The 21010-nt window shown below is 60.0% G+C and carries 17 protein-coding genes; 4 read left to right on the plus strand and 13 right to left on the minus strand.

The features are described 5' to 3' along the window. Window positions 1–79: 79 nt before the first annotated feature. From HU754_RS26510 to HU754_RS26570, 13 genes are all read right to left on the minus strand, one after another. Window positions 80–1030 (minus strand): S66 peptidase family protein, encoded by a 951-nt coding sequence (locus HU754_RS26510; protein WP_186621816.1) that lies wholly within the window; start codon window positions 1028–1030, stop codon window positions 80–82. Window positions 1031–1202: 172 nt separating this feature from the next. Continuing rightward, the gene (lipA, locus tag HU754_RS26515; protein WP_167394918.1) at window positions 1203–2201 is read right to left on the minus strand and encodes a lipoyl synthase; all 999 of its coding nucleotides are present in this window, start codon (window positions 2199–2201) and stop codon (window positions 1203–1205) included. 25 nt (window positions 2202–2226) lie between these two features. Then, a complete protein-coding gene (lipB, locus tag HU754_RS26520; RefSeq protein ID WP_008087909.1) occupies window positions 2227–2874 on the minus strand; it encodes a lipoyl(octanoyl) transferase LipB in 648 nt (215 codons plus the stop codon). Beyond that, on the minus strand, window positions 2874–3149 hold the full coding sequence (locus HU754_RS26525; RefSeq protein WP_008087908.1) for a DUF493 domain-containing protein: 276 nt from the start codon (window positions 3147–3149) through the stop codon (window positions 2874–2876). Before HU754_RS26525 ends, lipB begins: the two co-directional genes overlap by 1 nt. Before the next feature lie 85 nt (window positions 3150–3234). After that, window positions 3235–4392 (minus strand): D-alanyl-D-alanine carboxypeptidase family protein, encoded by a 1158-nt coding sequence (locus HU754_RS26530; RefSeq protein WP_038361911.1) that lies wholly within the window; start codon window positions 4390–4392, stop codon window positions 3235–3237. A gap of 187 nt (window positions 4393–4579) precedes the next feature. After that, complete coding sequence (locus HU754_RS26535; RefSeq protein WP_093434584.1) at window positions 4580–5590, minus strand: septal ring lytic transglycosylase RlpA family protein; 1011 nt, start codon at window positions 5588–5590, stop codon at window positions 4580–4582. Then, window positions 5590–6600, minus strand: coding sequence for a lytic murein transglycosylase B (gene mltB, locus HU754_RS26540; protein WP_186621814.1), 1011 nt, complete (start codon window positions 6598–6600; stop codon window positions 5590–5592). Before mltB ends, HU754_RS26535 begins: the two co-directional genes overlap by 1 nt. A 17-nt stretch (window positions 6601–6617) precedes the next feature. After that, window positions 6618–7721 carry a rod shape-determining protein RodA gene (gene rodA / locus HU754_RS26545; RefSeq protein WP_175559619.1) on the minus strand — a complete coding sequence of 368 codons (1104 nt, stop codon included), beginning with the start codon at window positions 7719–7721 and terminating at the stop codon, window positions 6618–6620. A gap of 31 nt (window positions 7722–7752) precedes the next feature. Further along, a complete protein-coding gene (gene mrdA / locus HU754_RS26550; protein WP_186621807.1) occupies window positions 7753–9648 on the minus strand; it encodes a penicillin-binding protein 2 in 1896 nt (631 codons plus the stop codon). Between the two features lie 10 nt (window positions 9649–9658). Next, window positions 9659–10126: a 23S rRNA (pseudouridine(1915)-N(3))-methyltransferase RlmH gene (rlmH, locus tag HU754_RS26555; protein WP_003185785.1), complete on the minus strand. Its 468-nt coding sequence runs from the start codon at window positions 10124–10126 to the stop codon at window positions 9659–9661. Window positions 10127–10135: 9 nt separating this feature from the next. Further along, window positions 10136–10630, minus strand: a complete 495-nt coding sequence (gene rsfS, locus HU754_RS26560) for a ribosome silencing factor (RefSeq protein ID WP_186621805.1) — start codon at window positions 10628–10630, stop codon at window positions 10136–10138. A 72-nt stretch (window positions 10631–10702) separates the two neighbouring features. Next, window positions 10703–11425 carry a nicotinate-nucleotide adenylyltransferase gene (gene nadD, locus HU754_RS26565; protein WP_437182474.1) on the minus strand — a complete coding sequence of 241 codons (723 nt, stop codon included), beginning with the start codon at window positions 11423–11425 and terminating at the stop codon, window positions 10703–10705. After that, window positions 11394–12665 (minus strand): glutamate-5-semialdehyde dehydrogenase, encoded by a 1272-nt coding sequence (locus HU754_RS26570; RefSeq protein WP_186621794.1) that lies wholly within the window; start codon window positions 12663–12665, stop codon window positions 11394–11396. The genes nadD and HU754_RS26570 overlap by 32 nt, the downstream gene beginning before the upstream one ends. Window positions 12666–12842: 177 nt before the next feature. Here HU754_RS26570 and HU754_RS26575 point away from each other — a divergent pair, with 177 nt between their 5' ends. From HU754_RS26575 to HU754_RS26590, 4 genes are all read left to right on the plus strand, one after another. Next, the gene (locus tag HU754_RS26575; RefSeq protein WP_186621792.1) at window positions 12843–13538 is read left to right on the plus strand and encodes a DNA-3-methyladenine glycosylase; all 696 of its coding nucleotides are present in this window, start codon (window positions 12843–12845) and stop codon (window positions 13536–13538) included. A 71-nt stretch (window positions 13539–13609) separates the two neighbouring features. After that, window positions 13610–14926 carry a bifunctional DedA family/phosphatase PAP2 family protein gene (locus tag HU754_RS26580; protein ID WP_186621790.1) on the plus strand — a complete coding sequence of 439 codons (1317 nt, stop codon included), beginning with the start codon at window positions 13610–13612 and terminating at the stop codon, window positions 14924–14926. 564 nt (window positions 14927–15490) lie between these two features. Then, the gene (locus HU754_RS26585) at window positions 15491–17308 is read left to right on the plus strand and encodes a hypothetical protein (RefSeq protein ID WP_225919949.1); all 1818 of its coding nucleotides are present in this window, start codon (window positions 15491–15493) and stop codon (window positions 17306–17308) included. A 49-nt stretch (window positions 17309–17357) separates the two neighbouring features. Beyond that, window positions 17358–20831, plus strand: coding sequence for a calcium-binding protein (locus HU754_RS26590; RefSeq protein ID WP_186621786.1), 3474 nt, complete (start codon window positions 17358–17360; stop codon window positions 20829–20831). The last annotated feature ends 179 nt before the right edge of the window (window positions 20832–21010 follow it).

Here is a 21010-nt window from a genome sequence, read left to right on the forward strand (position 1 = left end):
CACATTGGATCTCTGTCGTTTACAGAACCCATGTGGGAGCGAGCCTGCTCGCGAAGACTGAATATCAGGCAATAAATCTTTAAGCCTTGATCACCACATCCTGCTCCAGCATCAATTCCTGCTTCCCGGCGTCCAGCCGCACCAACGCGCCCATCGGCAATGTCAGGTTCGGATCACAATGCCCGCTACGCCAGCCAGACAAAACCGGAATTCGTAAAGGCTCGAAGGTCTGCTTGAGCAAGCGGTTCAGCGCTTCGACATCCACGCCAGCAATATCCCCAACCAACACCCCGCGCAACTTGGCCAACTTGCCGGCCAGACGCATCTGGGTCAGCAACCGGTCAATACGATACAGCGGCTCGTTGATGTCCTCGATCAGCAGAATCACCCCTTCGACATCAATCTCGTAAGGCGTGCCCAAGGTTGCGGCGATCATCGCCAGATTACCGCCGAGCAAGCGTCCGTGCGCAATGCCAGGTTCGACGGTAGTCAACGGATAAGCCACTGGATGGCTCAGCACACTCCCCGCCTTCAATTGCCCGCGCAGCATGGCGAAGAATGAAGTGACCGTCGGCGGCTCCTTGTCGCCCAACAAGTCGGCGTTGAGCAGCGGCCCGTGGAAGGTCACGAATCCTGCGTAACGACTGATTGCCAGGTGCAGCGCGGTGATATCGCTGTAACCAACGAATGGCTTGGCATGGCGGCTCAGCAGGTCGTAATCGATCCGGTCGAGCAAGCGCGGCGTGCCGTAGCCGCCGCGCAGGCAAATGATGGCATCGACCTCGGGATCAGCGAACGCCGCATGCAGATCGCGCAAACGCACGTCGTCACTGCCAGCCAGATAGCCGTCTTTTTCATAAACACCGGGAAACACCTTCAGCCCATAACCGCGGGCTCGCATCCATCGCACCGCCTCATCGGTGTCCAGAGCGCCAGGGCCGGCAGGCGCAATGACGCCGATCAACCCTTCCGAGGGCAGTGCAGGCACGGCCCTGTGTGGGCAAAGAGTATGGGTCGGTCGAACGGTCATCCTTGGATCTCCCTGTGAGTCATGCACACACAGTAGTCAGGAACGGGGGCAAACAGAAGAGGGTCGGCCACGCCGCAGATTGCAGGAAAAATCAGCATCGAATGTAAGACGGGCAAAAAAATGCCCGCCGGGCGTTAAAACCTCGGCGGGCAGTTTTTCATTCAGCGCCGGATCAGGAACCCAGCAACTCCGCCTTGACCAGCTTCGCTTGCTCGTCGGCGTGGTATGAAGAACGCACCAGCGGCCCCGAGGCAACGTTTTTGAAGCCCATCTTGTAACCTTCCTCGGCGAACCAGGCGAAGGTGTCCGGGTGCACAAACCGCTGCACCGGCAAGTGACTACGGGACGGTTGCAGGTACTGGCCGAGGGTCAGCATGTCGATGTCATGTTCGCGCATGCGCTTCATGACTTCGATGACTTCCTCGTCGGTCTCACCCAGACCCAGCATCAAGCCGGATTTGGTCGGAATATGCGGCATCATCTGCTTGAAGCGTTGCAGCAAGGTCAGCGACCACTGGTAATCCGAACCCGGACGCGCTGCCTTGTAGAGGCGCGGCACGGTTTCCAGGTTGTGGTTGAACACATCCGGCGGCTCGGCCGCGGTGATTTCCAGCGCGACGTCCATGCGGCCACGGTAGTCCGGAACCAGGGTTTCCAACTGCACGTTCGGCGACAGTTTGCGGATTTCGCGGATGCAGTCGGCAAAGTGCTGGGCACCGCCGTCACGCAGGTCGTCGCGGTCAACCGAGGTGATCACCACGTACTTGAGCTTGAGGTCGGCAATGGCGATGGCCAGGCTTTGCGGCTCGTTGACGTCCAGTGGCTTCGGACGACCGTGGCCGACGTCGCAGAACGGGCAGCGACGGGTGCAGATGTCGCCCATGATCATGAAGGTCGCGGTCCCGCCGGAGAAGCACTCGCCAAGGTTCGGGCAGGATGCTTCTTCGCAGACGCTGTGCAGCTTGTGCTTGCGCAGCAGGCTCTTGATCCGGTCGACTTCCGGCGAAACCGGGATGCGCACGCGAATCCAGTCAGGTTTCTTCGGCAGTTCGGTGGTCGGAATGATCTTTACCGGGATGCGTGCAACCTTCTCGGCGCCGCGCAGCTTGACGCCGGCTTCTACCTTGGGACGCGGGGCCGGGCGCTCGGTCACGTCGAGCGTCGGGATCATGGTTTGCACTGCATCAGTAGTCATATCAGTCGATTCCGCCCGTCAGGGTCGTCTGCTCAGCATAGTCGAGGTGTTTGACGAGCTGCGCGCGCAGCCGGGCACTTACCTCGGCAAATTCAATCGATCCTGCGTGGTCGCTCAGCTGGGTCATCGCCAGCCCGGCATAGCCGCAGGGATTAATCCGTCGAAACGGTTCCAGGTTCATATCCACGTTCAGGGCCAGGCCATGAAAGGAACAACCGTGGCGAATCCGCAAACCCAGAGAAGCGATTTTCGCTCCGTCGACATAGACGCCGGGAGCATCTGGCTTGGCGGCAGCGGTTACGCCGTAGCTGGCCAGCAGTTCAATCAGGCAAAGCTCCATGCGGCTGACCAGATCGCGCACGCCGAAACCCAGCTTGCGTACATCCAGCAGCAGATAGGCCACTAACTGGCCGGGGCCATGATAAGTCACCTGCCCGCCGCGATCGACCTGCACCACCGGAATATCTCCCGGAAGCAACAAGTGTTCGGCCTTGCCGGCCTGGCCTTGAGTGAACACCGGTGGGTGCTCGACGAGCCAGATTTCGTCGGCGGCATCGCTGCCGCGTTCGTTGGTGAAGCGTTGCATGGCATGCCAGACCGGCTCGTACGCCATCTGGCCGAGCTCACGAAAGCCCAGCGTGCCCGGCATCACAACACCATGTGCACGAAGCCGGTCGCCCGCAGTTCGCTGTTGATGTTGTACAGCTGATCCTGGTCGGTCGCGACGATGTGCAACTGAATGGTGGTGTATTTACCGTTGCTGCTCGAACGCTCGTCGACACGCTCATCGTTGATCTTCGCGAATTTCTTCACGATTTCGATGATCTTGTCTTTGTGGCCCACCCCCGTGTCGCTGATCACCTTAACCGGATAATCAACCTGGGGAAATTCGATCTTTGGCGCCTTTACTTCGGTATCGGTCATGGCGTAACGGCCTCTTGAGCGCAAGCCGTGATAACGCGCATGGCCCCGCACCAGGTCGGGGCGGGGCCATGCAGGTCAACACAAATCAGTTGAACAAGCCGTAGAAGAATAGACGGATGCTATCCCACATGCGGCGGAAGATACCACCCTCCTCGACGCCATCCAGAGCGATCAGGTCAGCGCTGTGCACGACCTTGTCTTCCAGTTTGACTTCGACTTTACCGATCACGTCGCCCTTGGCGATTGGCGCGGTCAGTTGCGGGTTCATGGTCATGCTCGCAGCAAGCTTTTTCAGCTGGCCTTTTGGCAGGGTCATGGTCAGGTCTTCAGCCAGGCCGGCCTTGACTTGATTGGTGGTGCCTTTCCACACCGGGGCCTGAGCCAGTTCGGTGCCCTTCTGATAGAAGGTCTGGGTTTCGAAGAAGCGGAAACCGTAAGTCAGCAGCTTCTGGGTCTCAGCGGCGCGTGCCACTTCGCTGTTGGTGCCGAACACCACGGCGATCAGACGCTGGCCGTCACGTACAGCCGAGGACACCATGCAGTAGCCGGCTTCGTCGGTGTGACCGGTTTTCAGACCGTCAACGGTCTTGTCGCGCCACAGCAGCAGGTTGCGGTTAGGCTGCTTGATGCCGTTCCAGAAGAACTCTTTCTGCGAGTAGATCGCGTAGTGAGCCGGGTCTTCGTGGATGATCGCACGGGCCAGGATCGCCATGTCGTGAGCCGACGAGTAGTGCTCCGGGTTTGGCAGACCGGTCGGGTTCATGAAGTGGGAGTTGGTCATGCCCAGATCAGTCACAGTCTTGTTCATCAGGTCGGCGAACGCGTCTTCGCTGCCGGCGATGTGCTCGGACAGCGCCACGCTGGCGTCGTTGCCGGACTGGATGATGATGCCGTGCAGCAGGTCGCTGACAGTCACCTGCGAGCCGACTTTGATGAACATCCGCGAACCGCCGGTGCGCCAGGCGTTTTCGCTGACGGTCACCGGATCGTTTTCACCGATCTGGCCGCGACGAATTTCCAGGGTCGCGATGTAAGCGGTCATCAGCTTGGTCAGGCTGGCCGGTGGCAGACGCTGGTCGCCATTGTTCTCGACCAGCACGTTGCCGCTGCTGGCATCCATCAGAACGTAGGCTTTGGCAGCCAGTTGCGGTGGCGACGGCATCATCTCGGCCGCGAAGGCGGCTGGCGAGAGGAGCAGCGGGACTAGCAGACACAGGCGTTTGGCAAAGGTGGTGATGTTCATCCGTCTCTCGAAATCGCTAATGGAAACTGTCCTTGCGGACAAAATTTAATCAGATGACTTTCTAACGAGTCATCGCGTGTTCAGTTGCTCACTCCAGTCACCCTTGCCGGGCTTTTGTTCTTCGACGAGCCAACAACCTGGTTCACCCCCCGATACCGCAAGTGAACCGTCAATCAAGTTCTACGTATTACTCGGTGACCACACTTGGCGAACCAAGGTTGGCCAGGCGCACGCTGTTCTGCACCTGGGCAATTTCACCCGGCGAGCCGATCGGCCCCAGGCGAACCCGATGCAGAGTCTGTTGATTGCGCACGATCGAGCTGATGAACACCGGAGCGCTCACCATCCCGCTGAGCTTCGACCTCAGCAGTTCTGCAGCGTCCGGGTTGGCGAACGCGCCCACCTGCAGATACTGGCCAGACGCTGGTGCAGAAGCGTTTTTTTTTGCACTCATCGGCACAGGGACGGTGTCGGAGGCATGTTGCTGCGGTGGTGGCGTCCATTGCTCGACGGTGCCGGCCGAGGCCGTGATCACCGGGGCGCTATTCTGCGCGACTTGCGGCTCGTTGAGCATCAAAGGCGCCGGACGGCCCTTGGCGGCCCACCATTGCTGAGGATCGATGCCTTCGACCTTGACCCGCGCGGTGCCGATTTCGGCATAACCGAGCTTCTTCGCCGCAGCATAGGACAGGTCGATGATACGGTCGGAATAGAACGGCCCACGGTCGTTGACCCGCAGGATCACGCTCTTGTTGTTGTCCAGGTTGGTCACCCGAACGTAACTTGGCAGTGGCAATGTCTTGTGGGCGGCACTCATGCCGTAAAGGTCGTAGACCTCGCCATTGGCAGTGTTCTGACCGTGAAACTTGGTGCCGTACCAGGACGCCGTGCCCGAAGCCACGTAAGTCTTCGATTCCTGCAGCGGGAAGTAGGTCTTGCCCAGCACCGTGTACGGGTTGGCCTTGTAAGGACCGGTGTGCAGGGTCGGCGTGGCATCCGGGATGCGCGATACGTCGACGTCCCACCACGGCGCGCCATCTTTATGCGCACGATTGATGTCCAGGCCCGGCTGGGCTCGCACAGCGGTCGTGGTGGTTTTCTGAGTCGGCGAACGACTGGTCGAGCAACTGGCGACCAGCACCGCCAACGCAGCGAATGCCACCAGCTTCAGGGGTTTATTGTTAGGCAATGCCCGCATTACTTGACGCCCCGTGCTTGTACCAGCTGTTCAGACAGTTGATGTACGGCCATGGCGTACATCACGCTGCGGTTATAACGCGTGATCGCGTAGAAATTCTTCAGGCCCATCCAGTATTCAGGGCCGTTCTCGCCTTCGAGGCGAAATGCAGTAACCGGCATATCATCGCGCAGCGCATCATGACTTGACCAGCCCAGCGCCCGCAACTCTCCAACGGTTTTCGTCGGCTCGATGCCGGTGGTCAGGCCTTCATCGACCTGTTCGCCGCGGACATCCGCACGGCTGACCACCGGTTCACCGGCGACCCAGCCGTGACGCTTGAAGTAGCTGGCGACGCTGCCGATCGCATCATCCGGGTTGTTCCAGATATTGATGTGGCCGTCACCGTCGAAATCCACCGCATAGGCGCGAAAACTGCTCGGCATGAACTGCGGCAGGCCCATGGCCCCGGCGTAAGAGCCTTTGAGGGTCAATGGATCGACCTGTTCTTCACGCGCCAGCAGCAGGAACTCACGCAGTTCCTTACGGAAAAATTCGGCACGGGGAGGATAGTCGAAACCGAGCGTGGACAAGGCATCGATCACCCGGTAATTACCGGTATTACGTCCGAAAAAGGTTTCAACGCCAATGATCGACACGATGACTTGTGCCGGCACGCCGTATTCCTGCTCGGCCCGGGCAAGGGTGGTCTCGTGCTGACGCCAGAAGTCGACACCACGGGCGATACGCGCGTCGGTGATGAACATCGGGCGATATTCTTTCCACTGTTTGACCCGCTCGGCAGGTTTGGAAATGGCGTCGAGAATCGCCTGTTTGCGTTGAGCCTCACGGAACACCGCCATCAGTTGCTCACCGGCGAAACCATAGTCGCGGGTCATTTCACCGACGAACTCGGCCACCTGCGGCGAGCCTTCGTATTCGCCGGCCAGCGCTTCCTGCACGCTGCCCAGCAGGCCCATCAGGCCTACCAATGGCGCGCATCGAGTCGCCCAGCCACGCATAACTTGCATTGAACTCTTCACCTTATTCAAACCTGTGCGATCCACTTGCGATGGGTATGGATCGACATCAAAACCCCAAACGCTGACAGCAGCGTCACCAGCGAAGTTCCTCCGTAGCTAATGAACGGCAACGGCACCCCTACAACCGGCAACAGGCCACTGACCATACCGATGTTGACGAAAACGTAAACAAAAAACGTCATGGTCAACGCGCCGGCGAGCAATTTGCCGAACAGCGTCTGGGCTTGAGCGGTAATCACCAGCCCCCGGCCAATCAGCAACAAATAGATCAGCAACAGCGCGCAGATACCGACCAGACCGAACTCTTCGCCGAGTACGGCAATGATGAAGTCGGTGTGGCTTTCCGGCAGGAAGTCCAGGTGCGACTGGGTGCCGAGCAGCCAGCCCTTGCCGAACACGCCGCCGGAACCGATCGCGGCTTTCGACTGAATGATGTTCCAGCCGGTGCCGAGCGGATCGCTTTCCGGGTCGAGGAAGGTCAGGATTCGCTGCTTCTGGTAGTCGTGCATGATGAAAAACCACATCGCCACCGACACCGGGATCGCCGCTGCCAGCACGCTGAGAATCCAGCGCCAGCGCAACCCGCCCATGAACAGCACGAACGCACCACCGGCGAGAATCAGCAGCGAAGTGCCGAGGTCAGGCTGACGGACGATCAGGATGAACGGCACACCGATCAGCATCAGGCTGATGCCGACATGCTTGAGTTGCGGCGGCAACGTGCGCTTGGACAGATACCAGGCGATGGTCGCCGGCATCAGGATCTTCATGAACTCCGAGGGCTGGAAGCGGATCACCCCGGGGATGTTGATCCAGCGCGTCGCGCCCATGGCGTTGTGGCCCATGATGTCCACCACCATCAGCAGCACCACGCCGATCACATAACCGAGCGGTACCCAACGGGCCATGAAACGCGGTTCGAACTGGGCGATGACGATCATCGACACCAGACCGATACCGAACGAAGTGGCCTGTTTGGCCAGCAGATCCCAGCTTTTGCCACTGGCCGAATACAGCACGAACAGGCTGCCGGCGGCGAGGATCAGCAGCAGGATCAACAACGGGCCATCGATATGCAGTCTTTGCAGCAGCGTCGCGCGGCGACGCATCACATCCTCACTGGAGAGCATGCGATCAAAATTATTCATCACGGGCCGTAGCCTCCGCACTGATTGGGCTGGCGTATTCGGCCTTCAAACGTCCGTCCTGATCGAGCAGCCAGGCATCCATGACCTGGCGCACCACCGGCGCGGCAACGCCGGAACCGGACTCACCGTTCTCGACCATCACCGATACGACGATGCGTGGATCATCGGCCGGAGCAAAACCGACGAACAAGGCGTGGTCGCGGTGACGCTCCTGAACCTTGGAGCGGTCGTACTTCTCGCCCTGTTTGATCGCCACGACCTGCGCGGTACCTGACTTGCCGGCGATGCGGTATTGCGCGCCGATCGCCGCTTTGCGCGCGGTACCACGGGCACCGTGCATGACCTGCTGCATGCCGTGGTTGACCTTGTTCCAGTCCGACGGATCACGCAGGACAATGTCCGGCATCGGATTTTCATCCACCGGCTTCACCCCTTCGAGGGATTTGGCCAGGTGCGGACGGTTCCACACGCCTTTGTTGGCCACCAGCGCTGTGGCTTGTGCCAACTGCAGCGGAGTCGATTGCATGTAGCCCTGGCCGATCCCGAGGATCAGGGTTTCGCCGGGGAACCACGCCTGCTTGCGCGTCGCCCGCTTCCACTCGCGGGACGGCATCAGACCTGGGGATTCTTCAAACATGTCCAGCGAGACCTTCTGGCCGATGCCGAACTTGTTCATGTAAGCCGACAGCCGATCGATGCCGAGCTTGTGGGCCAGGTCATAGAAGTAGGTGTCGTTGGACCGCATGATCGCCGTGTCGAGGTCGACGAAACCGTCACCGGTACGGTTCCAGTTACGGTACTTGTGGTCATAGTTGGGCAGCATGTAGTAGCCAGGGTCGAATACCCGGCTCGACGCAGTGACCACACCGGAATCAAGGCCAGCAATTGCCACCGCCGGTTTGATCGTCGAGCCCGGCGGGTACAGACCGCGCAACACGCGGTTGAAGAGCGGCCGGTCGATGGAATCACGCAACTCGGCATAGGCCTTGAAGCTGATCCCGGTGACGAACAGGTTCGGGTCGAAACTCGGCTGACTGACCATCGCCAGCACTTCGCCGGTCTTCGGATCGAGCGCAACTACCGCACCACGACGTCCACCGAGCGCAGCCTCCGCGGCTTCCTGCAACTTGATGTCCAGGCTCAGAACAATGTCCTTGCCGGGAATCGGATCAGTGCGCTTGAGCACGCGCAAGACGCGGCCGCGGGCGTTGGTTTCGACTTCTTCGTAACCGACCTGACCGTGCAATTCCGGCTCGTAGAAACGCTCGATGCCGGTCTTGCCAATGTGGTGGGTGCCGCTGTAGTTGACCGGATCGAGGGTCTTCAGCTCTTTCTCGTTGATCCGCCCCATGTAGCCGACCGAGTGCGCAAAGTGCGCGCCCTGCGGATAGTGACGAACCAGCTGCGCCACCACTTCTACGCCGGGCAGCCGGAACTGGTTCACCGCAATCCGGGCGATCTGCTCCTCGGTCAGCTCGAACAGGATCGGCACCGGCTCGAACGGTCGGCGCCCCTGACGCATGCGTTTCTCGAAGATCACCCGGTCCTCAGGCGTCAGCTCCAGCACTTCGACGATGACGTCGAGTACCTGCTGCCAGTCGCCGGAGCGCTCGCGGGTCATGCTCAGGCTGAAGCTTGGACGGTTGTCCGCCACCACCACGCCGTTGCGGTCGAAAATCAACCCACGGGTCGGTGGAATTGGCTGCACATGGACACGGTTGTTTTCCGAGAGCGTCGAGTGGTACTCGTACTGGATCACCTGCAAGTAATACAGCCGCGCGATCAACACGCCGATCAGCAACATGATCGCAATGGCCCCGAACACGACGCGGCTACGCACCAGGCGTGCGTCCTTTTCGTGGTCCTTGATGCGGATCGGCTGAGACATGAGGGCTGGATTACTTGTGGTAAGGGTGACCGGACAGCACGGTCCAGGCACGATACAACTGTTCGCCGATCAGGATCCGCACCAACGGGTGCGGCAACGTCAGCGGCGACAACGACCAGCGCTGATCGGCACGAGCGCAGACTTCCGGCGCCAGCCCTTCCGGGCCACCGACCATGAAATTGACCGTGCGCGAATCCAACCGCCAGCGATCGAGTTCGACCGCCAGTTGCTCGGTACTCCACGGCTTGCCGTGGACTTCCAGCGTGACAATCCGCTCGTTCGGCCCGACCTTGGCCAGCATGGCTTCGCCTTCCTGACGGATGAAACGGGCCACGTCGGCATTCTTGCCACGGGTATTGAGCGGTATTTCCACCAGTTCCAGCGCCAGTTCGGACGGAAGACGCTTGGCATATTCATGCCAGCCTTCTTCCACCCACTTGGGCATGCGTGAACCGACGGCGATCAGGCGCAGTCGCACAGCAATCCCTTACAGCTGGTCTTTGTTGAGCTTGGTGAAATGCTCGTGGGTGTTTTCCGGGCTGTGGTGCTTGGCGTCGGCCGCACGGCTTTGCTCGGCACCGGCCCACAGGCGCTCCAGATCGTAGAACTGACGTGCCGAGGCGGTCATCATGTGCACGATCACCAGGTCCAGGTCCAACAGCACCCAGTCACTGTCGCCCTTGCCTTCTTCGCCCAGCGGCTTGGCGCCCTGCTTTTTGACTTCTTCGCGAACTTTGTCGAGCATCGCGTTGATCTGGCGGTTGGAGGTACCGGTGGCGATGATCATGTAGTCAGTGATGCTGTGCTTGTCGCGAACATCGATGACCTGAATATCCTGCGCCTTGACGTCTTCCAGGGCCACCTTGGCAAGGTCGACCAGTTGTGCGCCAGTGAGCGGCTCATTGGTGTTGACCGGCTCAGGCAGCGGCGCGCTCTTGAATGTGCCTTTGCGCTTTACTTTGGGTAGGTCTTTATCAGTCATATAAAACTCGTTTTGCTCATATATTCGGCGGCTTGGCGACACGTGGATTCGTATCAGTGAAGCACGCCTTGTTCAGTTCGACGCACGGTACAGACCGTGCGCATCGATGTAGGCCAGGACCGCGTCGGGCACCAGGAAACGTACCGACTTACCGCTGGCCAGCAGTTGACGGATCTGGGTGGCGGAAACCGCGAGCGGTGTCTGCCAGACGAATGCAATCTGTCCGCTCGGCCCTTTCAGGGCCAGCGGGTCGCTCACCGAACGCGCTGCCAGCAGGTTGCGCAAGGCATCCGGCGGTTCGCTGTCGGCGTCCGGGCGCTGTAGCACCAGGATGTGGCAATGCTGGAGCATCTCTTCCCAGCGGTGCCAAGTGGGCAGGCCGCAAAATGCGTCCCAGCCCAAAAGCAGAAAAACCTGGGTCTCGGCGGGCATTTCAGCGCGCATCGACTCCAGGGTATCAATGGTCCAGGACGGCTTGTCCCGCTGCAATTCGCGGGCGTCCACCACCAGCGGCGGCATTCCGGCCACCGCACACTCGACCATCGCCAAGCGATCCTGCGCCGATACCTGCGGCGTACCGCGATGGGGCGGCCGCGCGTTCGGCATCAAGCGCAACTCGTCGAGCGCCAGCGCTTCGGCGACTTCCAGCCCACCGCGCAAATGGCCGATGTGCACCGGGTCGAACGTACCGCCCAATACGCCAATGCGTCGGGGGCGGGGCTCGCTGCCGGTGGTCGGCGCTGTCAGGTCGAGGTCGGTCAAGTCAGACCGGCGCCTGGCCGCGCAACTGGCCATCACCGACCACGATGTACTTCTCGCAGGTCAGTCCTTCGAGGCCCACCGGGCCACGGGCGTGCAGCTTATCAGTAGAAATGCCGATCTCGGCACCCAATCCGTATTCAAATCCATCGGCGAAGCACGTCGGCGTGTTGATCATCACCGACGCCGAATCGACTTCGGCCACAAAGCGACGGGTGTCGGCGAGGTTTTCGCTGACGATCGAGTCAGTGTGATGGGAGCCGTAATGGTTGATGTGTTCGATGGCCTGATCCAGACCGTCGACGACGCGAATCGACAGAATCGGCGCCAGGTACTCGGTGTTCCAGTCGTCTTCGCTGGCGGCAACAGTCTCAATGATCGCCCGGGTGCGCTCGCAGCCGCGCAGTTCGACGCCTTTTTCGCGGAACTGGGCGGCCATCGACGGCAGGAAATCCTTGGCAACAGTTTGATCGACCAGCAAGGTTTCCATCGCACCGCAGATGCCGTAGCGATAAGTCTTGGCGTTGAAAGCAATGCGTTGAGCTTTCGGCAGATCGGCATGGGCACTGACGTAAACGTGGCAGATACCGTCCAGATGCTTGATCACCGGAACCCGGGCATCGCGACTGATTCGCTCGATCAGGCCACGACCACCGCGCGGTACGATCACATCGACGTATTCAGGCATGGTGATCATCGCGCCAACGGCGGCACGGTCTGTGGTTTCAACCACTTGCACCACGGCAGCCGGCAATTCGGCCTCGGCCAGACCGCGCTGAATGCAGGCGGCAATCGCCCGGTTGGAATGAATCGCTTCAGAGCCACCGCGCAGGATGGTCGCGTTGCCGGACTTCAGGCACAGGCTGGCAGCATCGATGGTCACGTTGGGTCGGGATTCGTAGATGATTCCGATCACGCCCAGCGGCACGCGCATCTTGCCGACCTGAATGCCCGACGGACGGAAGCTCATATCACGGATCGCACCGACCGGATCCGGCAGTGCAGCGACCTGCCGCAAACCGACGATCATGCCGTCGATGCGCGCCGGGGTCAGTTCCAGACGCTCCAGCAGTGCCGGTTCCAGACCATTGGCGCGACCGGCAGCCAGATCCTGCTCATTGGCGGCGGCAAGCTCGGCGCGCGCGGCATCCAGGGCATTGGCAGCAGCCTGCAAGGCGCGGTTTTTCTGCGCGGTGCTGGCACGGCCGATGACCCGGGAGGCTTCGCGGGCGGCGCGACCCAATCGGGTCATGTAGTCAAGAACGGACTCAGTCATGGTCTGCTGGGGTCTTGGCAAAGAGGAAAGCGGCAGATTATAGCTGTCGCGTCCCGGGACTAACAGCGGTGACGGGCGGATGGTCGAAATGAACGCGGATTCGCCGGTGTTCAGGCCCAATTAAGCCGCGCGTTGTTATCATCACGACCTCCTGAGCCTGGATAAACATTGCCTGCCATGTCCAACCTGACCGTTCGCCACCGCGCCGAACGCCTGCCGCTAGGGCTGCCGGACGCCTTTTTCGACCGTGATGCGCAAGTGCTGGCGCAGGATCTGCTCGGCAAAGTCATTCGTCACCGGGTCGGCAATCTGTGGCTGAGCGCGCGAATCATCGAAACCGAAGCCTATTACTGCGCAGAAAAAGGCAGCCACGCCTCGTTGGGCTACACAGAAAAGCGTAAGGCTTTGTTTCTGGATGGCGGCCACATCTATATGTATTACGCCCGTGGCGGTGATTCGCTGAATTTCAGTGCGCAGGGGCCGGGCAATGCGGTACTGATCAAATCCGCCTATCCGTGGGTCGATGAAATCAGCGGGCCGGCGAGTCTGGCGCAGATGCTGCTGAACAATCCCGACGCGCAGGGACGTGCGCGGCCTTCGCAAAAGCTCTGCGCCGGGCAAACCCTGCTGTGCAAAGCGCTGGGTCTGAAGGTGCCGGTGTGGGATGCCAAGCGTTTTGATCATGAAGTTCTTCTGGTAGAAGACATCGGGCCGGCACCTTCGCACATCATTCAAACCACCCGCCTGGGCATTCCCCATGGCCGTGACGAGCACCTGATGTACCGCTTTGTCGACGCCAACTATGCGCAATGGTGCACGCGGAACCCGCTGCGACGGGGTCAGGTCGAAGGCCGGGATTATTTTCTGCTGTAAACACACACTCATGTAGGAGCTGCCGAAGGCTGCTCCTACATGAGGCCATTAATGATTTGGAGTTTTTCTGTATGGGCCCATGGCTCGATAGCATTACCGGGTGGCTGGCAGCCAATCCACAATGGCTGGCTGCTGCAGTTTTCATTGTGGCCTTTGTGGAATGCCTGGCGATTGCCGGTTTGATCGTGCCGGGCACCGTGCTGCTGTTTGCCGTCGCCGTGCTGGCCGGCAGCGGCGCCCTGTCACTGAGCGAGACCTTGTTGCTGGGCTTCCTTGGCGGGATTCTCGGCGATGCCGTTTCGTACTTCCTCGGTCGCCATTTCCACCAGAACATTCGGCGCCTGCCGGGGCTACGGCATCATCCGGAATGGATGGCCGGCGCCGAGTCGTATTTCCAGCGCTACGGCATTGCCAGTCTGCTGGTCGGCCGCTTCATAGGGCCATTGCGACCGATGCTGCCCATGGTCGCCGGCATGTGCGACATGCCCTTCCCGCGTTTTGCCGCCGTCAGCCTGCTGGCGGCCGCCGGCTGGAGTCTCGCCTATCTGCTGCCGGGCTGGGCCACCGGCGCGGCCTTCCGCCTGCCATTGCCTGAAGGTTTCTGGCTGGAGGCCGGCATTGTCGCTGGCAGCATCGCCGCAATGGTCGGTCTCAGCGTGAACAGCAGCCTGCGTCGCCACCGTCGCGCGACCATCTGGATCAGCAGCATGAGCCTGTTGATTCTGATTGGCCTGTTCATCGGCTATCCGTACCTGACAGCGCTCGATCAAGGGGTGATGACACTGGTGCAGGAACATCGCCAGCCAATGCTGGATGAAATTGCGGTCACACTGACCCTGATCGGTGAGTTCCGCAACATGCTGCTGTTCAGCGTCCTGCTGACCGGCCTGTTGCTGGTGTGCCGGCAATGGCGTCATGCGATCTTCGTTGGCGGTACGCTGCTGGTGACCGCATTGGCCAACACCGGGACCAAATACTTCTTCGCCCGGGTGCGTCCGGAAGTGCTGACCGACCCACTGACCACTTACAGCATGCCCAGTGGTCATGCCTCAGGTTCGTTTGCACTGTTTCTGACCCTGGCGGTACTCGCCGGCCGTGGCCAGCCGCCACGCATGCGCCTGACCTGGTTGCTGATCGCCTGTATTCCGGCCCTCTCCATCGCCCTGTCGCGGGTCTATCTGGGCGCTCATTGGCCAACCGACGTGCTGGCCGGCGCCATGCTTGCCGCCTGTGTCTGCGCTGCCGCCCTGTGGCTGAGCCAGCGTAAAACCCCACTCAATCCCATGCCGTTCAAGATCTGGTGGTTGATCCTGCCGGCAATGTTGGCGCTGTTCGGGTTTTTCGTCCTGCGGCACTTGCCTCATACCTTGTTGCGTTACGCCTATTGAATCTGGCGATACACAAGCCTTAATCCTTCTGCACTGCTCTTTTAGGAATTCTCCGACAAGAGCAGCGCTGTTCTCTTATTCAAACTTACTCGTCCACGGTAAGAATCCTTATTTACCAAACCGCAACTTCGCACACTTCAAACTAAAAACAACCAAAGTTACATATGAATTACGAACCCTCACCCCAGCGCCTTCCATAACTTGAAAAACCAGTTAGATTAAATCCACATATTTGAAACCCTTCGGCATATTCTCACCCATTAAAGTGAGACCGCCTGCACTTGCCTGCCCAACAATCAATTCAACTGACGAAGCGAGGGTTTCAATACATCAACTGATTTCGAGTACGCCATGAGTCCAAAGACACCGCGCAAACCACCCCAGAGTTCAACGCAACAACCTGAAGCGAGCACATTCCCGCCCCTGCGTACCGACACACCGTTCACTCCAGGTGGCCCTTCGATTTTCCGGTTACCGGGTTTGCCGAGTGGCCAGAATCCCGTTGACACCGCTGGCGGCCGACCGGTCGCGGATGCCCCCCCGCCTGCCGTGGTCATCCAACCGATGCAGGCGACGAACCCTGCCCGCCTCGCAAGCGATAATTCCCCCGACACTTACTGGCTGCGTGACGACTTCCTGCGTGGAATGAAACCGGCGGAGGATGACGGTTTTCGCTGGATCGTCGGACGACAGTTTGTCGACGTCGAATATGAAGGCGACTTGCGCACCACCCATGTCGGCCAGGATGCCGATGGGGTTTATCGCTGCAAGATGGTCACCGAGCGGTCCGCGTCCGGACCGCCGCTGTACCGGAATGAAGGCCGGTTGACCTGGCGCCTGACGGAGCATCCGGCACCCGCCATGGCCTCGACAAAACGACCTGCGCCGCTACCGGGCGATCAACCGGGGATCAACCCCGTCGCGAAACGGCCTCGACCCGCCCACCTCGATTCGAATCTGTACAAGGCATCGCTGCGTTCACCGGATGCCCAAGGCTATTACGAACTGGCCCCCGCATTCGGGGCGAACAACGCGATCACGCAATTTGCCTTTATGGACGCTTTTGGTCACTGGATCCCGGTCGATCCGCCCGCAGGCGGATTCGGTGCCCAGCCCACGCTCTTGAAGCATTGGACAGACCATGAGATCTGGCAGGTGTACAACATCCATGGCCAGGATCTCGTGCGTTTTCGCACCGAAGCCCAAGCCAGCGGCAAGAGTCCGCAATGGGCGATTCCCGAAGTCACGAACCCGCACCGCGACTTGCTGCGCGACACCCTGCGCTGGCTGCACCCAAGCATGAATCCTGCACAGCGCGAAGCATTTCTGCAGTCCTATAACCTGCTGCCCAGCCAGCTGGCCCGCTTGCAACAGGACCTGAAGACCGAACTGAAAATGCCGCAATGGGCGCAGGCACACAAACACCTGATCGACGATCTCGACCATCCGCAGCGTCTCGAGCAACTGAGCCGCGAGGCTGTCGAGGAACTTAACCTCAAGCGTGATGCCCGGCATGACTGGTACAGCCCGGAAACCAGTTTGACCGCACCGGTGCGTGAAGCGCTGCTGGGCAAACTCGGCTATCTGCGCAACAAGAACAATTGCCTGTACCGCACCGACGTGCCGGCGCTGTTCCGTGGCGATGAACGCACACCGTTCGAGCTCGCCAATGACGGCTTCATGCTACCGCGCTACCAGCATAAACCGGGCGCCACCACGCATAAGCCGATGAGCGCAACCTTCAGCCTCAAAGAAGGCCTGGTGTACGCAAGGGAGCCTGACCCCGAGTACTTGCGGTTCAACAGCCAGACGAGCAAATACCCGGGGCGGGATGCTGACGATAGCGCCTCGGGCAGCGATGTCAGTGATACCGAGAGCAGCTCATCGTCCGAATGGTCCGACGCCACAAGCCCGGTGCCGTGGGATCGTGATCGCCGCTATGAATCAACACGCACACGTCAGCGGGAAATGTTTCTGTATGTGCTCGACACCCGCGACCTGGAAGTAGTGCCTCATGAAGAAAACATGAGTTTCAATTCAGCGGCCCGCGACACACCCCCCACCTGGTTTCCCTCCGATGACTTCGAAGGGCTGATATCAGTCAGCCGCAGAGGACTGGATGCCGAGCGTATCTGGCTGCTGAATTCGCACCTGAGCAAAGCCGTGAGGGTCGATGACCTCAAGGAACAGGCAGGCGCGAACGCTGAGCGCATCGAAGCCGCCACCCATGCCGGACACGAGAACAAATTCGCCTACGACCAGTTGATCGACAACGCCGAAGCCGCCGGCAAACCTGTGCTCAGTCTGTCGGGCAACGGCGACGAATTCGCCTACGCCATCCACTGGCCCGAGTCGACAACGCCGGCGGCTCGACATCAGTGACACACCGGTAGGAACACCGGTCATGCGTTTTCATTAAAGGATTAATGACATGTCAAAACTTATCGCTCCGCCACTTCAAATCGCCAACAGCAGCGTCGTTCAGGTCAATCCCGTCAGCGTCTCGGCCAACCCTCATGCGCCGCCGGCGGGCACGCTCAACGCAGTGTTGCCAGACGACGCTGACGCCCCTTATCGACGCACACTCAAATCCCTCGACAAACATTTCGGCCCCTTGCGCATCGGCGAAATACTCACCAGCCGCGTCGAACTCCTGGCCTTGGGCGCGACCGTGCACGGCCAACCCATCAGCCCGGCGAATGCCGGCATGCAGCGCGTGGATCAACACTTTCTCGACGGACTCAATTTCGATGCAGACCGGGTGCAGGCGCGTCTGCTGTCCATCGATAACCCGGACAGCAATGTAGCGGCGATGCTGTTTTATGAAATAGCCTGCAAGCGCTCGGTCGATGCCGGGCCGCTGTTCGTCGCCGATATAACCATTGCCACCGGCAGCGCGGTGGACCGCCTGAACCAGTTGGGCAAGGCTGCGCAAAAGCTGGATATTCATCGCGCCGACGCACTGGAAAATGCCCCGGGCTGGATCAGCAAAAACAAAAGCTATTTGATGAGCGGCGCCGGGGTCGGCATGCAGGCGTTCGGCATCTACAGCGGCTACAAGGCGATGATTGATGCGATCAAGCACGGAGACACGCTGGAAGCGGTTTTCCAGGGTGGCTCGATCGCCGCCGAGTTCGGCTCACTGATCATCGAACGCGGGCTGACCAAGACCGGTGAGGCCATGCTCAGAAACGGCGGCAACGCGCTGAAGTATTTCCCGCTGACCTCGGTGGGCAAATACATGAGCCGCGGTGCCGGGATGTTCGCCAGCGCCATCACCTTGCCCTTCGACATTGTCGATGCCATCAAGTCGTTCAATGCCGCCGCCGCGGCGCAGGGCAAAGAGGCCCAGGATCATTACGTCAGCGGCGGTCTTAGCGTCGCCGGGGCGGGTATCAGCCTGGTGCTGGGCGTCGCCGCACTCGCCGGGTTTGGCAGCGTCGCCGGGCCGGTCGGGCTGGTCGCCGCCGGACTGCTTATCGCCGCCTCGATGATCTACCAGGCCGCCCGAGTGGTGGACGACATCGATGACTACATCGAACTGACGCTTGAAGAACGCATGCGCTCGGGCTGGTTCGCCTTCACCAACAAGGAACTGGACCAGGACGTACTGGATCGCTTCAAGCTCGCCAAGGGCTATCGGGACCACCAGCGACAACTGCAGTTGTCGGCCAAGGACATGCTGGAGAACGCCTACAAACACGCCATCGAACACGTGATCAACGGTGCCTTTCAGGTTGAATTGAAGCCCGTTGAAATCTGGCGCTACCAGTGGGACGAAAGCGCTGGCCAACAACCGTTCAAGCTCGACAACCAGGCCGTGGTTGTCGACGGCGATGACGTGATCGATGCCGGCAAAGGCCTGCCCGCCAACCTCAAAGGCAAAGTGTCGGGCAGTGCCGGTGATGACAAAGGCATTTTCTGGCGCTTGGGTGACGGCAATGACCGGGTTATCGGGGTCCGGGACAAGCCCAATCTGTTCACCTATCGCGCGGATCACAAGGCTTTGACCGGAGGCGACAGGGACGATGCGTTCTATCAGGACATTACCGAGCAGCAATTGAACCTCACCAGCAAACCGGCCCACCTCAATGTGCTGGACGGCGGCGCAGGTGCCGACACCCTGGCCTTCGAAGGCAGCCGCCCGCTCAGCGACACCCGCCATATCGGTCACGACATCAACCTGCACAGTGGCAGGGTGGCGCTGCGCGGTCTTGATCCTGAGGAAAATGCCGTTGACGTCGCGCAGCTCACGTCGATCGAAAACGTCTCGACCCTGCGCAGAGGCACCAGCCGCGTCAGCGGAAACGACGCGGCCAACCGGATTTCCGCCAATGGCTACGACCGCATCAGCGCCGGCGCAGGCGATGACACGATTGCCGTCTACGGAGTGGACTGCCGGGTGGACGGCGGCAGCGGCGCAGATCGTTTTTACATCGCCAGCAGCAACGCCCGCACGACCATCAACGAGGACGCTGAAGCGTCGAGTCTGATCGAGTTCGGCTGGCCGGCGGAGGTCATCCAGCGTTGGCAGATCGTCGGCACTGCGCTGGTGATCAGCTCATTGCGCGGCAAGGATGGTAACGACCCGGAACATGTACTGACACTCGAAAATGTCTACCAGTGGGTCGATGGCAAACGCCTGTTGAACAATGACCGTTTCCGTTTCAAGACCGAGGATGGCTATGAGCTGCTGGTCCAGCTACCCCAGCAGCCAGGTGAGGTGCTGCAGCAGGATATAACCCCCGTCGTTGTCGTCATCGGCCAACCCGCCGCTGCACCGCAAATCGTTAACGGCGGCATGATCGAGATCGCCGAACAGGGCTTGAAGCAGCACTTTGTTGCTCGCACCGAGCGTCCGGTGGAATTCGTTGCCCAGCGCAATACCGCCGAAACGTCCCGCACTGTTTATCTGGAATTCGACAACGCCGAAATCATCGATGTGCAGGTCAGTTATGAGGTGCAGGTGCGCAAAGGCGTCTCTGGGACGACCCACTTGTACTACACAGACTTCACCCTGTCGGTCTCCCTGCCGTCGAAATTGGTCATGTTCAAAGGTGTGGTCCAGCCCATCGCGGCAGCCACCGGTTACAGCGGCAGAAACAACCTGAAAGTCACCACCCCACGCCTGCAGCAGGATGTTGTGCTGGTGCTGCAGGACCAGGTTTCCTACCGCCTGCAAGTTCCCGCACTGGATTATGACGACGATGTAAAAAACCCCGGCACCCGCGTACGCAGCACGCGAAGTTGCCTCAAGCAACGCAATGGCAACTATCGCTTTGTCAGACCATTGGCCAGCGTGAAACCGCTAATAACGGCAGAACCCAGTCGCATCACCATCGACACCGGTTCGCACACCGGCATCTATGTACTCGATGGCCAGAGCTCGACGTACGATGTCCATCTGGCCAGCAACACCATCATTCGCCTTTCGACGCCAGGCGCTGCAGCGAAAACCGCCGATGCGTCAACCTGGACGCTGTACACCGACAAAATGAAAGAAACGGTCACCCGCGACGACATCCAACTGGACGGCAATCGTCTGCACATCGCCAGCGTCACCGTCGAATTGCCCGATATCGAAGACGACGTCCCGGTGGAATCCATCAGCGTGGCCACTTCGGCCGGCCATATTTATGAAGTGTCGCTGTTGTTTGAAGTGCTGCAGCTTTACGTCATCGATGCACGTGGCTACGCCGATATCGAAGCTCTGTTGGCCGAGATCAATGCCCATCAACAGCGAAACGAACTGGCAGCAAGGGTTCATGTAACCCACGTCGGAATCGACGCCGGAACGATCGGTACGGTGGTTTACAACGCAGTAAGGAAACACTGGGCGCTGGCCAGCGATCCACAGATACGAATCAACCCGCAAGACCTGGTCTTTTCCAACGACAAGACCTGATCCTCGCCACGTGCCCGTATGGACCTGACGTCCACACGGGCACCCGTCCTCCTCAGCCTACGGACAGGCTGACTCGCAAAAAACGGAGTTTATTCATGCGTCAAAAACCCGGGCTACGGCCTAAATCACCTTCAGTCGAAACGCCCGCCACCTCAACACTGGCCTCCGCAGATCATTCG

Origin of the sequence: Pseudomonas zeae (assembly GCF_014268485.2) — a bacterium.
Taxonomy (GTDB): domain Bacteria; phylum Pseudomonadota; class Gammaproteobacteria; order Pseudomonadales; family Pseudomonadaceae; genus Aquipseudomonas; species Aquipseudomonas neuropathica.